Consider the following 14,366-nt stretch of genomic DNA (forward strand, 5'->3'; position numbering starts at 1 on the left):
GAAGACTCAGCTCAGGTTCTCGACTTGAAGAAGCGCACCGCCAATTGTTCGAACTGATCGCTGCTGACCGGCGCCAGCTTGCCTTGCGCGTCGGTCTTCCCCTTGATCAACTCGCCCGATGCCTTGCGCACCTCGGCTTCCATCCCTTCGACCGGCTGCCCGTCGGTCGCCCGAACCAGCTTCGGCACCCGCCCCAGCGAACCCTGGTCGAACTTCGGGAAATCGGTGCTCATGCTCGCCGGCCCGGCCCACGTATGCGACGCGGACTTGACGGTGAAACTCCCCGGACACCCGAGCTCGATATCTCCGCCCTGCAGCTTCAGATACGCGCCGCCCGACGTCACGAACACGACCTGCTCGCTGGCCATGCCCGCGAGCTTTCCGCCCCCCGCCGTCATCTGGATGTTTTTCGCGGAATCGATCTGCGTATCGTCGTTCTGGCTCTGCAGCGCCACCTTCCCCTGGTTGGCGATCGCCGAGACCCCTTCGCTGTGTGCAAACATCGCCACGCCATGCCCGGCCTGCAGGTTGATCCGCTGTCCGCTCGTGTACTGCAGGTGATTCTGCGCGACGATATCGACGTTGCCGCCCGCATGGGTCGTGACGGTCTTCGGCGTCGCGATGCTGATCCCGGCCGGCGCGGTGATGCCGATCGCCGCCATCGCCGCGCCCGACGATTCGCCGCCACCGGCGGCTTCCCCGTTCGGCCAGCCTTTCACCGTGGTCATCAGCGCGTCGTGCGGCTGCGTATCGGGCGCCACGCCCTGATGCTGGCCCGCATAGTCGCCGAGACTCTTGAACAGCTCGACGCATTCCTGCATCAGTTGCAGATACTCGTCCCGCGCCAGGTGGCCGTCGCTCGCGCGCAGCCGTTCCCAGGCCGAGATCAGCATCGCCTTGCCGCTGCGAATCGCCACGTGCGCATCGCTGCGCAACTCGGCGCCCTCGCCGCGCGCGGTACCCTGGCCGTTGTCGCGCGGCTGCGTCAGATAGCCGAGGTTCAGCTGGCTATACGCATGCTCGCTCGCCAGCTGGCTGCTGATCTGCCCCGGCGTATCGTCGAAGCGGATCTGGTTGTACCGCTGCCCCTTGATTTCCTTCGTCTTCGTGCCGGACAGATAACGGTTGCCCGGCAGCGCGCCGGTGTGGCTGAAGGTCGCCGGCATGTTGGGCCCGTTGGCCAGCACGCCCATCACGACGAGCCGGTCCGGATCGCCACCGATATGGCCGATCAGCACCTCCATGCCGACGCGCGGCAAGGTATTCGCGCCGAAACTCGGCCCGGCGAGCGCGCAGGCGACACGCACCGGCGCGCTGTCGCTCGGCGTGCCGCTCGTGCCGGCGCCCTGCGCATGCGCGTGATCGTCCGCGTTCAGCCCCTGGATCTGCACCCGGATGCGGCCCATTTCATCGCAGAACACTTCTTCCCCGTCGGGTCCGACGACGACGGCCGTCATCGGATGCACGGCCGGCAGGTCGACATGGGGATCGTAGGCCGGGGTCAGCGGCACGCCGCGTCGCACGCACGAGAACGTGTTCTCGTAGCGCCTGTCGTTTTCATCGCCCGGCGTGCTGCTCACGTCGGTCGGCACCGCGTTGAACAGCACGCGGCTTGCCGCGAACAGCGACTGTGCGCGCTCGTTCAGTTCCTTCGGGAGGTTGTTCCGTACACGGTGATGAAGCGACGTGACGACGAACTGCCGCTGCTCGGCCGGCAATGTGTCGAGCTGCGGATGCTCGGCAAGTGCAAACCAGTGGCCGACGGCCAGATCGCGCACATTGCTCACGCCGTCGACGGATTCCGCGCGCAGTTCGTGCGCAAGCATGCGGTCCTTGCCGATCCGGTCGAGATCGGCCGACGAATTTCCCGCGTGCGGAATATCGATGACGCTGTCGGCCAGCAGATGCCCGAGATCGTTGCCGCCGTCGCCCTGGTCGACGATCGTCGCCTGTTCGGTTTGCGACATCCGGCCGGTCTTGTAATCCCATGTCGGCCGGACGATCTTGCCGGGGATCAGGCTGCGGCTCGTCGCCCACAGCGTGATCGAGTCGCGCTCTTCGGTGGCGGCGTCGCGGTGATAGCGAACGGTGCCGGCAATCGTCTCGGGCAACTTCATCGAATCGTCGGCAAAGACCAGCGTATGAACCGGCGTGTCGTTCGCGTTGCCGTTCGCCCGCTCGCCGGCCTTGCCTGCCTTGACGAAGACGGTCGCACCATCGCGCCGCAGCAGCCGCCGGATGAAGTGCGCGTCCGACTCGTTGACCTGCCGCGTGAGTTCACGCGCCGGGTAGCGTTCGCCTTGCAGGCCGGACAGGTCGAATTCGAATGCGCCCGCCAGCGCCGAGCTGCGCTGGCGCCATTCCTGGAGCAGCACGCCGAGGATGTCGGGCAGGTTCTTGGTGCGGAACAGTCGCGAATTGGTCCGCCGCTCCATCACCGACAGCACGTCGCGAATCGTCAACTGGTAGCAGGTGAGCGAACCGTCCGACTGTCCGGTGCGAACGTCGGTGACGATGCCGTTGATGGTATGGAGACGCCCGCGATCGGTCGTCATCTCGACGGAAACCGGTAGCCCGATGAAGCTGCGGATCGGGAGATCGGCCCGCGCGGACACGCAGGTCAGATGCCCCTCGATGCCCGTCATCAACCCTTCCCGGATATCGGCATACTGGAGCGCAAGCACCTGCTCGAGCGTCTTCTGGGCAGGCCCCCAGTTCATGCGAACCGGCCGATTGTGCTGATCGACCACCCCGGACGCAAATGTGCGTAGCAATTCGGCTGTATTCACAGCGTGACTCTCAGGATTTTGTTTTACTTCGTTGTTCACCGGGCAATCACGCCCGCTGGTCCGTCCTGGGAGTGCCGCCCGCCTGTTTTTTCGCGAGCATATCAAATTTGTCAGGCGAGTGACGAAATTTTGAAAGGTTTTAGAGCGCTTTGTGTAATGCTTCCAGCCGGATTTAAAATTTCACACTCTTTCGAATTGATCACACCTCGTCCGGCGACACCCGATCGTCGTCGTGGTGCCGCGCCGACAGGCACTTGCCGCATACCTAGCCGTGGCAGCACGATCGGCACCGATCGGTCACGAATCGTGAAATCCCACCGTCCTTCGATGTCCACGAACGTCGCGCTGAAGTGGCGGTCGTCGGTCCACGTCATGTCGTCCAGATGGCACGACGCGTACATCGCGCCGACCGTGCGGCGCGCGAGTTCCTTCAACGGATCCTTCGACACGAGCGCGAACGTGACGGCCTCCTCGAACAGGCAGTCGTAGTCGGTGACGAGCAGATAGGCGTCCGGCGTCTCGAACTGGCGAAGCAGCACATAGCCGGAAACGGTGAGGCCGCAACGTTCGCCGTTCGCGAGCACGTGCGTGCGCGACGGCCACGTTTCATACGAACCGTCGTGCGTTTCGAGCGTGAAGCGCTCGATCGGCTTCATCGCCGGGCCAGTTGGCGAGAGGTATGTTCCAGATGCATCGCCGCGTCAGTTCGCGGCCTTGCGATACAGCGCGACGTAGCCCGCGAGCATCAGCAGCAGCGACCCGCTGACACGGTTCAGCCACTTCTCTCCCGCGGCCTTCCACACGCGCACCGAATGCACGCCGAGCAGTGCATAGCCGGTCATCCCGATAACGTCGATCGCGACGATCGTCGCCGCGAGGATCGCGTACTGCGGTGCGATTGCATGCGACCGGTCGACGAACTGCGGCAGCAGCGCAGACATGAACAGGTAGTATTTCGGGTTGCTCATCGCGACGAAAAAGCTCTTCAGGAACGCGGTCCGGCGATCGGGCGTCGCGTGATCGAGCGCCTGCGCAGCGGCGGTGGAGCCGCCGGACGACAGCAGCATCCGCACGCCGACGTAGGCGAGCCACGCCGCACCGGCCAGCTTCAGCGTGACGAAGGCCGTTTCCGACGCGTCGAGCAGCATCCCGAGACCGCACCCGACCAGCGCAACGAGCACGACATCGGCCGTGACAGCGCCCAGCATGCCGACCATTGCGTGACGCAATCCGTATCGCGAGCCGTTGCTCATCGCGAGCAACACCGTCGGACCGGGCGTCGCGACGCCGACGGACAGGATCAGGGCAAAAGCGAGCAAGGCGGACAGCGACATGGCGGGGCGTTCCTGTTGAACGAAGGGCTGGAACATGCAGGCGGACGGAGCATGATCGCATGATGGCGCGACCGCCCACTCGACGGTTGTCTGGCGGGCCACCGACCTCGCGCCCCGTCCGATTTGCATGGATCGTCGGACGGAGTGGCGGACTGCCCCCAGAGTTTGCTATACTCTCGGTCTTCCGGAGAGATGGATGAGTGGTTTAAGTCGCACGCCTGGAAAGCGTGTATAGGTTAATCGCCTATCGGGGGTTCGAATCCCCCTCTCTCCGCCAGTATTCAAAAATGCCCGCGCCAGCGGGCATTTTCGTTTCCGGAAAGAAGCCAGCCGACAGGCCGGCTGGCGCGGGGGATTCGAAGGGATTCGCCTGCAAGCGAATCCGCGGCCCGCGCTCGTGTGGGCGAATCCCCGGACATCCGCAAAAACGGGCCGCTCGGCCCGTTTTTCATTTCTGCACGCTGAAGCGTCCGCGGATCGTCGGTGTGGCGACCGTTGGCCGCGCCTCCGATGCGCGCTTGCATCGTCGATTTCCCCCTGCTCCCCCGATGCGCGCTACGCAGACACGCTCGCCATCATGCACTGCGCATTGATGTCCGTCGTCAGGCATCAAGCGCGAGCGACGGCCATGCAATTCAACGCGCTTCTTCTTATCGCTCCATTATCTTTCTCGGCCCGGCGACGCCCGTTCAGGCCGTCAGTCGAAATTGAATAACGATCGGAAATCCGCATCATGGATTCGGCTTCACAAATTTTCCGGAATACGACCGATAAACTGACTTCCGAAAAGCTCTCGAAACCGGCGACCCTGCACAGCCAGCCGCTTCCTCGTTAGAGCCGAGCATGCAGCACACCGCAACTCCCGAACACCCCACGCTAAAGAAGCGTATTCTCCTGACGATATCCAGGGTTTCATCACCGCGAGTCAGCTCCATGCGATTGAGTCCACGGTTCGCCACGATGGCTATTGCTGCGACGATGCTGTCCGCTTGCGCGACGGCATTTTCGCCCGCGTCGATCAGCACCACCGTCGCGGTAACCGCTCCCCCACCGCTCGAAAAATCGCTGCGCGACGGCGGCTCGTCGACCGACCTGTCGGTCATTGGTCAGCCCGCCTCCCCATTTCGCACGCTTCTTTCCGTTCGCGAATGCGCCGCCGGCAAATGCGCAGCGGGAATTGCCAAGCCGACGCTCGCGGTCACGGTCCAGCGCGTGTCCGAGGGACAGGCAGCGATACGCTTCTCGGTCAACGGAGAGATCGGCAGCAGCCAGACGCTGACATCGCAAGCCGGGAACGCCACGTCGGAAGTCACCATGTCGATCCCGTCCGGCGTGACACCGATCAACGATCGATTTGCCGTCGATCGGGTCGCGACGATCAAGGTTGGCGAGTTCCGCCACGTGGCCTTGCCGCATGGCATCCGTGCCTACGTCTGCGTCGCCATCCCGAACGCGAAAGGCGTGACGGATGGAAGCTGTGATTTCAGCCGGGTGCAGACGACCAAGGGAGCCGAGCTCGGCATTTCAGCGCTCTGACCCACCCGTCATGGCGCCAACACGAACGGGTCCCGGCACTTGAGCAATGCCGAACGACACTTGCGTCACGGATGCCGGATGTAATCCACCAGCGCCCGCGTATATTCATCCGGCTTTCGATCGCACAAACTCACCACGATCGCCACGGCAAAACCCGCCGGCACCCCGAACACTCCCGAGCTGATCGGCTCGATCCCGAACCACGTGCTCCCCGCGAACCCCGTCAGCTGCGTGAAGTACGGATAGGTCGACACGATGTAGTACACGCAAACCGCAAGCCCGGTCACCATCCCCGCGATCGCGCCACGCGTCGTCGTGCGCTTCCAGAACACGCCAAGCACGAGCACCGGAAAGAAGCTCGACGCCGCCAGCGAAAACGCGGCGCCGACGAGAAACAGGATCTTCCCGGTATTGAGCGACGCGACATACGACGCGAACAGAGCGACCCCGAGCAGCAGCACCTTCGAGATCGTCACGCGCCGCTGGCTCGACGCATCGGGCGCGACCATGCAGTAATAGACGTCGTGCGACAGCGCGTTCGCGATCGTCAGCAGCAGCCCGTCCGCGGTCGACAGCGCCGCGGCAAGCGCACCGGCCGCGATCAGCCCCGACACGACATACGGCAGCCCGGCGATCTCCGGCGCGGCCAGCACAACCATGTCCGGCTGCATCTGGATTTCCGACCAGTGCACGATGCCGTCGCGAATCACCTCGACGACGCTGATCAGGTCGGGTTCGAAGTGATGCCATTGCGTGACCCACGCCGGCAATTCGGCGAACGGCCGCCCGACGAGGTTCGCGAGAATCTCGTACTTGATCAGCACCGCGAGCACCGGCACGCTCAGGTAGAACAGCGCGATGAAGAACAGGGTCCACCCGACCGAGCGCCGCGCCGACGCGACCGACGTGGTCGTGTTGTAGCGCGTCAGGATGTGCGGCAGGCTCGCGGTGCCGAGCGACAGGCACAGCAGCAGCGCAAGGAAATTCCGCTCGCGCGGCTTGCGTTCGTCTTCGCTCGCGGCGGGAAACGGCTCGTGCATCGGCACGGGCGGCTCGGCACGCGCCAGCAGGTCGTCGCGCGCCTGCGTCCACGCGACACGCGCCGCCGCCGGATCGCGCGGGAAGTCGGCCAGCTCGCGCTCGCGCTGGCTGATCTCGCGCAGCGGCCCGTTGTGGCGCCGCAGGTCGGCCAGCTGGTCGGCGAGATGCCGGCGGGCGTCCGCATGGGATGCCGGCAGCCGGTCGAGCCGCGTCTGGATATCCGCGGCCTGCCGGCGATACGCGTCGCGCACCTGCTGCTCGTCGAACGCATCGCGCACCTGCGCCTCGCGCGCCGCGACGCGCTCCATCAGCTTGCCGTAATTGAACTGCGGCACGGGGCCGAGCCCGTTCTTCATCGCGATCAGCGACACCGGAATCAGGATCGCGCTGATCAGGATGATGTACTGCGCGACCTGCGTCCACGTGACCGCGCGCATCCCGCCGAGAAACGAACACACGAGAATGCCCGCGAGCCCGCAGAAAATCCCGATCGCGAAATCGACGCCGATGAAGCGCGTCGCGATCAGGCCGATCCCCTGGATCTGCGCGACCAGGTACACGAATGAACACAGGATCGCCGCACCGGCCGCCAGCGCGCGCACGGCCGTACTCGAAAAGCGCGTACCGAGGAAATCGGGAATCGTGTAGCGCGCGAGCTTGCGCACATACGGCGCGAGCAGGAACGCGACGAGGCAGAACCCGCCCGTCCAGCCCATCACGTACGCGAGCGCATCGTAGCCGGTCGCGTAGAGCGATCCGGCCAGGCCGATGAACGATGCGGCCGACAGCCAGTCGGCCGCGGTCGCCATCCCGTTGAAGGCAGACGGCACGCGCCGCCCGGCCACGTAGTATTCGACGAGATCGGACGTGCGCGACAGCAGCCCGATCACCGCATACACGGCGATCGGCACGAACAGGAACACGTAGCCGATCCAGACGCCGGAGCCGGTGGCACGCTCGATCCGCCACATCAGCAGCACGAACCCGAGAAACCCCAGCGTGTAGAGCGCGTAGGCGCGGATCAGTCGGCGCGTCAGCATGGATCAGCGCCCACCGTTCGCGTGGCCGGCGCGTGCCGCATGATCGTCGTACGCACGGCGCAGCGTGCGGTCCGCGCGTTGCATCAGCCCGATGTAGACGACGATCAGCACGAGGTACACGAGAATCGCGCCCTGTGCGCCGACGTAGAACGGCAGGCTGAACCCGGCGAAACGGATCCCGGCGAGCGCGGGCCCGAAGAACGGCACGATGAACGATACCGAAAAGCCGATCACCATCAGCACCGCGATCAGCGCGACGTTGAAGCGCCAGTAGCGTGCGTGGGCACGCGCGAGCGGCTCGGGAACGGGAGGGGGCGCGGCAGGCGCGGGACGGGTCGGAACGGTCATGCCGTTATGTAACAAAAAGCCCCTGCGCGGGCAATCGGGATTGCCGCGCAGGGGCTCGTGCGCGTGATGCGCAACCGGTACGATCAGCGCACTTCGGCGAGCTGCTCGAGGATGGCCGGGTTCTCGAGCGTGGACGTATCCTGCGTGATCGCCTCGCCCTTCGCGAGCGAACGCAGCAGGCGCCGCATGATCTTGCCCGAGCGCGTCTTCGGCAGGTTGTCGCCGAAGCGGATGTCCTTCGGCTTCGCGATCGGCCCGATCTGCTTGCCGACCCAGTCGCGCAGCGTCTTCGCCAGCGCCGCCGCTTCCTCGCCTTCCGGACGCGAACGCTTCAGCACCACGAACGCAACCACCGCCTCGCCCGTCGTATCGTCCGGACGGCCGACCACGGCCGCCTCGGCCACGAGCTCGTGCGAGACCAGCGCCGATTCGATTTCCATCGTGCCGAGTCGGTGGCCCGACACGTTCAGCACGTCGTCGATCCGGCCCATGATCGTGAAATAGCCGGTGTCCTTGTCGCGCACGGTGCCGTCGCCGGCCAGATACAGGCGCCCGCCGAGTTCCTCGGGGTAGTAGCTCTTCTTGAAGCGCTCCGGGTCGCCCCAGATCGTGCGGATCATCGCGGGCCACGGGCGCTTGACGACGAGGATGCCGCCCTGCCCGTTCGGCACGTCCTGACCGGTTTCGTCGACCACCGCTGCCATGATGCCCGGCAGCGGCAGCGTGCACGAACCGGGCACGGTCGGCGTCGCGCCCGGCAGCGGCGTGATCATGTGGCCGCCCGTCTCGGTCTGCCACCACGTGTCGACGATCGGGCAGCGCTCCTGGCCGACGTGCTTGTGATACCACATCCATGCTTCCGGATTGATCGGCTCGCCGACGGTGCCGATGATGCGCAGGCTCGACAGGTCGTAGCTCTTCGGATGCACCTTGTCGTCGGCCTCGGCCGCCTTGATCAGCGAACGGATCGCGGTCGGCGCGGTGTAGAACACGGTGACCTTGTGGTCGCCGATCATCTTCCAGAAACGCCCGGCGTCCGGGTAGGTCGGCACGCCTTCGAACACGACCTGCGTGCCGCCGCATGCGAGCGGGCCGTACGTGATGTACGTGTGGCCGGTGACCCAGCCGATGTCGGCCGTGCACCAGAACACGTCGGAGGGCTTCCAGTCGAAGGTCCACTTCATCGTCTGCGCGGCCCACAGCAGGTAGCCGCCCGTGCTGTGCTGCACGCCCTTCGGCTTGCCGGTCGAGCCCGACGTATACAGGATGAACAGCGGATGCTCGGCGCCGACCCATTCCGGCTCGCACTGGTCGGATTCGCCGGCCGTCAGTTCGTGCATCCACAGGTCGCGCTCGGCGTGCCAGTCGATCTTGCCGCCGGTGCGGCGATAGACGATCACGCTCTTCACGGCCTCGCAGCCGCCCAGCGCGATCGCTTCGTCCGCGATGCTCTTCAGCGGCAGCGTCTTGCCGCCGCGCGCCTGCTCGTCGGCCGTGACGAGCGCGGTCGCGCCGACGTCGACGAGCCGCTCGTTCAGCGACTTCGCGGAGAAGCCGCCGAACACGACCGAGTGCGTCGCGCCGATGCGCGCGCAGGCCTGCATCGCGACGATGCCTTCGATCGACATCGGGATATAGATGACGACGCGGTCGCCCTTGCCGATCCCGCGCTTCTTGAGCGCATTCGCGAACCGCGATACGCGTGCGAGGAGATCCGCATAGGTGACGCGCGTCACGGTGCCGTCGTCGGCTTCGAAGATCACCGCGACGCGCTCGCCGTTACCGGCTTCGACGTGACGGTCGAGACAGTTGTACGACGCGTTCAGCTCGCCGTCGTCGAACCACTTGTAGAACGGCGCGTTGGACTCGTCGAGCACTTTCGTGAACGGCTTGTGCCACGCCAGACCCTCGCGCGCGAGACGCGCCCAGAATCCTTCGTAATCGTTCTCGGCCTCGGCGGCGAGCGCACGATAGGCCGGCATGCCGGAAATGGTCGCCGCCTGTTCGAGCGCCGCGGGCGGCGCAAACTGACGGGTTTCGTGAAGAACCGATTCAATCGCAGACATCGACTACCCCTTGGTGAACATGAATCCTCTGCATGGCGGCGCGATCGTGCGCGCCGCGCGTCTTGGCCGGCGCAAGCGCGCCGCTGTCTCCTACCCACCACCCGCGCACGGCCCGAAGGCCGCTGCGCGATGCTGCGCCGCACCACGTCACACGATGGCGACCGGGCGACCCGACAGTTTCCACGATAAGCGCTCGAACTTACCCGTCACTTACGCGGCACGGCCGTTTCGCCCTTCGGGCGGCGCCCGCGTGCAGCTTTACGCTGTAACGAGCGCGACCCTACAATCCTAACTGAACTCGCCTTCCGGATTCCAGCTTGAATCGCTACGCTTTCTTTCTCGTGCTGTCGATGCTGTTCGTCGGCAGCAATGTCGGTATCGGTAAATCGATCGTCGTCTTCGTTCCCGTCGCCATCCTCGCCACGCTGCGCTTCGTAATCGCGATCGCCGTGCTGTGGCCGCTGTTCAGTCCGGTGAAAATGCGCACGGTCAAGCGCGGCGAATGGCTGAACCTGTTCCTGCAGGCGTTCTTCGGCACCTTCATGTTCACGCTGCTGATGCTGAACGGCGTGCAGCGCACGAGCGCGGTCGCGGCCGGCGTGATCACCAGCACGATCCCGGCGATCGTCGCGCTGTTCGCGTGGCTGATCCTGCGTGAAAAACCGAACGGCCGTGCGCTCGTGTCGATCGCACTCGCGATCGCCGGCGTCGTGACGATCAACCTCGCGAACGGCAGCGCGGCCGGGCACGGCACGTCGTCGCTGACCGGCAACCTGCTGATCCTCGGCGCGGTGTGCTGCGAATCGATCTACGTGATCCTGTCGCGCCGCCTCACGCAGACGCTCGCGCCGATCGACATCTGCGCGTACACGCACCTGTTCGGCCTGTGCCTGATGCTGCCGCTCGGCGCGACGGCCATGTGGCATTTCGATTACGCGAGCGTGCCGGCCGGCACCTGGGCGCTCGTCGTCTGGTATGGCCTGTCGGCCAGCATCTTCTCGTTCTGGCTGTGGATGAAAGGCATCCGGCACGTACCGGGCAGCCTCGCCGGCGTGTTCAGCGCGGTGCTGCCGGTCGCGGCCGCCGCGTATGGCATCGCGTTCCTCGGCGAGCGCCCGACGCTCGCCCACGGCATCGCGCTCGCGTGCGTCGTCACCGGCATCGTGCTCGCCAGCCTGCGCGTGAAACGCGTGCCGGCCGCCGCCTCCTGATCCGTCCCCGGCAGCGCCGGCGCGTCACTGCAGTCGCGCCGGCCGACGCGTTACAATAGCGCGCCTTTTCAAGATTACCCCCGATACCTGCGCACCGCGCCCGACTGTCCACCATGTCTGCCCCGCATTCGCCCGGCCGCCCCGCGCGTCGCCCGCTTCGCCCCCTTCCCGCGCTGATTTTCATGAGCCGCTGGCTCCAGGTTCCGCTTTACCTCGGCCTGATCGTTGCGCAAGCCGTCTACGTGTTCCTGTTCCTGAAGGAAGTCTGGCACCTGCTGTCGCATGCGACGAGCCTCGACGAAATCAGCGTGATGCTCGCGGTGCTCGGCCTGATCGACGTGGTGATGATCTCGAACCTGCTGATCATGGTGATCGTCGGCGGTTACGAGACGTTCGTGTCGCGCCTCGGCATCGAGGGGCACCCCGACGAGCCCGAGTGGCTCGACCACGTGAACGCGGGCGTGCTGAAGGTCAAGCTGTCGATGGCGCTGATCAGCATTTCGTCGATCCACCTGCTGAAGACGTTCATCAACCCCGACCAGCACACGATGCACGCGATCATGTGGCAGGTGATCATCCACGTGTCGTTCCTGGTGTCGGCGCTCGTGATGGCGTGGGTCGACCGCCTGACGACGCACACGCACCCGGCCCATTTCCACGAGCCGCACGCCTACGGCGCGCACGCGCCCGCGGCGAACGAGCCCCGCAAGCCGGCCGACGCAGCCGTCAACGCATAAACGCATTCCCCACTGTCCCCACAGAGTCTCAGCCATGACCGTCATCAAACAGGAAGACCTGATCCAGAGCATCGCGGATTCGCTGCAGTACATCAGCTACTACCATCCGCTCGACTACATCCAGGCCCTCGGCCGCGCGTACGAGCTGGAAGAAAGCCCGGCCGCGAAGGACGCGATCGCGCAGATCCTCACGAACAGCCGCATGTGCGCGGAAGGCCGCCGCCCGATCTGCCAGGACACCGGCATCGTCACGATCTTCGTGAAGGTCGGCATGGACGTGCGCTGGGACGGCGCGACGATGGGCCTCACCGACATGATCAACGAAGGCGTGCGCCGTGGTTACACGCACCCGGACAACGTGCTGCGCGCATCGATCGTCAATCCGCCGGAAGGCGCCCGCAAGAACACGAAGGACAACACGCCGGCCGTGATCCACTACGAGATCGTGCCGGGCGACAAGGTCGACGTGCAGGTCGCGGCGAAGGGCGGCGGCTCGGAGAACAAGTCGAAGTTCGTGATGCTGAACCCGTCCGACTCGATCGTCGACTGGGTGCTGAAGACGGTCCCGACGATGGGCGCGGGCTGGTGCCCGCCCGGCATGCTGGGGATCGGCATCGGCGGCACCGCCGAAAAGGCGATGCTGATGGCGAAGGAATCGCTGATGGAGCCGATCGACATCCAGGAAATCATCGCGCGCGGCCCGAAGGACTGGGTCGAGGAACTGCGCGTCGAGCTGCACGAGAAGGTCAACGCGCTCGGCATCGGCGCGCAGGGCCTCGGCGGCCTGGCAACCGTGCTCGACGTGAAGATCATGGCGGCACCGACGCACGCGGCATCGAAGCCGGTCGCGCTGATCCCGAACTGCGCGGCGACGCGCCACGCGCACTTCGTGCTCGACGGTTCGGGCCCGGCCAAGCTTGAAGCGCCGTCGCTCGACGCGTGGCCAAAGGTCAACTGGGAACCGAACACGGAAACCAGCAAGCGCGTCGACCTGAACACGCTGACGCCGGAAGAAGTCGCGAGCTGGACGCCGGGCCAGACGCTGCTGCTGTCGGGCAAGATGCTCACCGGCCGCGACGCGGCGCACAAGCGCATCGCCGACATGCTCGCGAAGGGCGAGAAGCTGCCGGTCGACTTCACGAACCGCGTGATCTACTACGTCGGCCCGGTCGATCCGGTCCGCGACGAAGTGGTCGGCCCGGCAGGCCCGACGACGGCCACGCGCATGGACAAGTTCACCGAGACGATGCTCGCGCAAACCGGCCTGATCTCGATGGTCGGCAAGGCGGAGCGCGGCCCGGTCGCGATCGACGCGATCAAGAAGCACAAGGCGGCCTACCTGATGGCCGTCGGCGGCGCGGCTTACCTCGTGTCGAAGGCGATCCGCGGTGCGAAGGTGCTCGCGTTCGAAGACCTCGGCATGGAAGCGATCTACGAGTTCGACGTACAGGACATGCCGGTGACGGTCGCCGTCGATTCGTCGGGCACGTCGGTGCACCAGACCGGTCCGAAGGAGTGGCAGGCGAAGATCGGCAAGATCCCGGTCGCAGCCGCTTAAGCGCGATCGAACGAAAGGCCGGACGCGAGTCCGGCCTTTTTACTTCTCATTCTCATTATGGTGCGTGGCCGGATATTCGAGGCTGATTCTCATTACACGCAAAAGGCAGGCCCGGCAAGGCTTCGAGGCTTGGCTTTTCTCGTTCGAGCGATTATCGTTCGGTTTCTGAAGCCCCACTGAACAAGGAACAAGCCATGCAAGGCGACAAGAAAGTCATCGAATATCTGAACGCCCAGTTGAAGAATGAACTCACGGCGATCAACCAGTACTTCCTGCATGCGCGCATGTACAAGCACTGGGGCCTCGAGAAGCTCGGCAAGCACGAATACGACGAGTCGATCGGCGAAATGAAGCACGCCGACTGGCTGATCGAGCGCGTCTTCATGCTCGACGGCTTGCCGAACCTGCAGGATCTGCACAAGCTGCTCGTCGGCGAGGAAACCGAAGAGATCCTGAAGTGCGACCTGAAGCTCGAACAGATCTCGCAGTCCACCTGCAAGGAAGCGATCGCCTACTGCGAATCGGTGCGTGACTACGTGTCGCGCGAGATCTTCGAAAAGATCCTCGACGACACCGAAGAGCACATCGACTGGCTGGAAACGCAGATCGACCTGATCGGCAAGGTCGGCCTGCAGAACTACCAGCAAACGATGATGGGGTCGCCGGAGTAAACTCGCTCCACGCTTCCCGTTACCGCCCCCAGCCC

Annotated in this window: 11 protein-coding genes and 1 tRNA gene; 6 read left to right on the top strand and 6 right to left on the bottom strand. The window is 65.1% G+C overall.

Going from position 1 to position 14,366, the window contains the following annotated elements; genetic code table 11:
- Window positions 1-11: 11 nt before the first annotated feature.
- The 3 genes from LGM56_RS24875 to LGM56_RS24885 form a co-directional block, all read right to left on the bottom strand.
- Window positions 12-2,789, bottom strand: coding sequence for a type VI secretion system Vgr family protein (locus LGM56_RS24875; RefSeq protein WP_226207045.1), 2,778 nt, complete (start codon window positions 2,787-2,789; stop codon window positions 12-14).
- Window positions 2,790-2,899: 110 nt separating this feature from the next.
- Window positions 2,900-3,373, bottom strand: coding sequence for a hypothetical protein (locus tag LGM56_RS24880; protein WP_226207046.1), 474 nt, complete (start codon window positions 3,371-3,373; stop codon window positions 2,900-2,902).
- Window positions 3,374-3,490: 117 nt separating this feature from the next.
- Entirely contained in the window at window positions 3,491-4,123 is a 633-nt protein-coding gene (locus tag LGM56_RS24885; RefSeq protein ID WP_089495218.1) for a LysE family translocator, read from the bottom strand.
- Window positions 4,124-4,309: 186 nt separating this feature from the next.
- Between LGM56_RS24885 and LGM56_RS24890 the strand changes: the two genes are divergently transcribed.
- A tRNA-Ser gene (locus LGM56_RS24890) sits at window positions 4,310-4,400 on the top strand.
- 683 nt (window positions 4,401-5,083) lie between these two features.
- Complete coding sequence (locus LGM56_RS24895; RefSeq protein ID WP_226207047.1) at window positions 5,084-5,659, top strand: hypothetical protein; 576 nt, start codon at window positions 5,084-5,086, stop codon at window positions 5,657-5,659.
- Window positions 5,660-5,724: 65 nt separating this feature from the next.
- Here LGM56_RS24895 and LGM56_RS24900 read toward each other — a convergent pair whose 3' ends face one another.
- The 3 genes from LGM56_RS24900 to acs all read right to left on the bottom strand — a co-directional run bounded on the left by LGM56_RS24900 (window position 5,725) and on the right by acs (window position 10,154).
- Window positions 5,725-7,740 carry a sodium:solute symporter family protein gene (locus tag LGM56_RS24900; protein WP_089495220.1) on the bottom strand — a complete coding sequence of 672 codons (2,016 nt, stop codon included), beginning with the start codon at window positions 7,738-7,740 and terminating at the stop codon, window positions 5,725-5,727.
- Window positions 7,741-7,743: 3 nt separating this feature from the next.
- Window positions 7,744-8,088 carry a DUF4212 domain-containing protein gene (locus LGM56_RS24905; RefSeq protein ID WP_089431320.1) on the bottom strand — a complete coding sequence of 115 codons (345 nt, stop codon included), beginning with the start codon at window positions 8,086-8,088 and terminating at the stop codon, window positions 7,744-7,746.
- An 83-nt stretch (window positions 8,089-8,171) separates the two neighbouring features.
- Window positions 8,172-10,154, bottom strand: coding sequence for an acetate--CoA ligase (acs, locus tag LGM56_RS24910; protein WP_089495221.1), 1,983 nt, complete (start codon window positions 10,152-10,154; stop codon window positions 8,172-8,174).
- Between the two features lie 317 nt (window positions 10,155-10,471).
- Between acs and LGM56_RS24915 the strand changes: the two genes are divergently transcribed.
- The 4 genes from LGM56_RS24915 to bfr all read left to right on the top strand — a co-directional run bounded on the left by LGM56_RS24915 (window position 10,472) and on the right by bfr (window position 14,331).
- The gene (locus tag LGM56_RS24915; RefSeq protein ID WP_071333524.1) at window positions 10,472-11,365 is read left to right on the top strand and encodes a DMT family transporter; all 894 of its coding nucleotides are present in this window, start codon (window positions 10,472-10,474) and stop codon (window positions 11,363-11,365) included.
- Between the two features lie 113 nt (window positions 11,366-11,478).
- Window positions 11,479-12,102, top strand: coding sequence for a TIGR00645 family protein (locus tag LGM56_RS24920; protein WP_226207048.1), 624 nt, complete (start codon window positions 11,479-11,481; stop codon window positions 12,100-12,102).
- Between the two features lie 34 nt (window positions 12,103-12,136).
- Window positions 12,137-13,660, top strand: coding sequence for a fumarate hydratase (locus LGM56_RS24925; RefSeq protein ID WP_039370104.1), 1,524 nt, complete (start codon window positions 12,137-12,139; stop codon window positions 13,658-13,660).
- Window positions 13,661-13,854: 194 nt separating this feature from the next.
- Complete coding sequence (gene bfr, locus LGM56_RS24930) at window positions 13,855-14,331, top strand: bacterioferritin (protein WP_011352652.1); 477 nt, start codon at window positions 13,855-13,857, stop codon at window positions 14,329-14,331.
- Window positions 14,332-14,366 lie beyond the last annotated feature (35 nt).

This window comes from Burkholderia sp. AU38729 (genome assembly GCF_020419725.1).
In the GTDB taxonomy this organism is placed as follows: domain Bacteria; phylum Pseudomonadota; class Gammaproteobacteria; order Burkholderiales; family Burkholderiaceae; genus Burkholderia.

Excerpts from the sequence above, each read along its gene's own strand:
- LGM56_RS24885 (WP_089495218.1), bottom strand. The coding sequence starts at position 4,123 with ATGTCGCTGTCCGCCTTGCTCGCTTTTGCCCTGATCCTGTCCGTCGGC.
- LGM56_RS24895 (WP_226207047.1), top strand. The coding sequence starts at position 5,084 with ATGGCTATTGCTGCGACGATGCTGTCCGCTTGCGCGACGGCATTTTCG.
- LGM56_RS24900 (WP_089495220.1), bottom strand. The coding sequence starts at position 7,740 with ATGCTGACGCGCCGACTGATCCGCGCCTACGCGCTCTACACGCTGGGG.
- LGM56_RS24905 (WP_089431320.1), bottom strand. The coding sequence starts at position 8,088 with ATGACCGTTCCGACCCGTCCCGCGCCTGCCGCGCCCCCTCCCGTTCCC.
- acs (WP_089495221.1), bottom strand. The coding sequence starts at position 10,154 with ATGTCTGCGATTGAATCGGTTCTTCACGAAACCCGTCAGTTTGCGCCG.
- LGM56_RS24920 (WP_226207048.1), top strand. The coding sequence starts at position 11,479 with ATGTCTGCCCCGCATTCGCCCGGCCGCCCCGCGCGTCGCCCGCTTCGC.
- LGM56_RS24925 (WP_039370104.1), top strand. The coding sequence starts at position 12,137 with ATGACCGTCATCAAACAGGAAGACCTGATCCAGAGCATCGCGGATTCG.
- bfr (WP_011352652.1), top strand. The coding sequence starts at position 13,855 with ATGCAAGGCGACAAGAAAGTCATCGAATATCTGAACGCCCAGTTGAAG.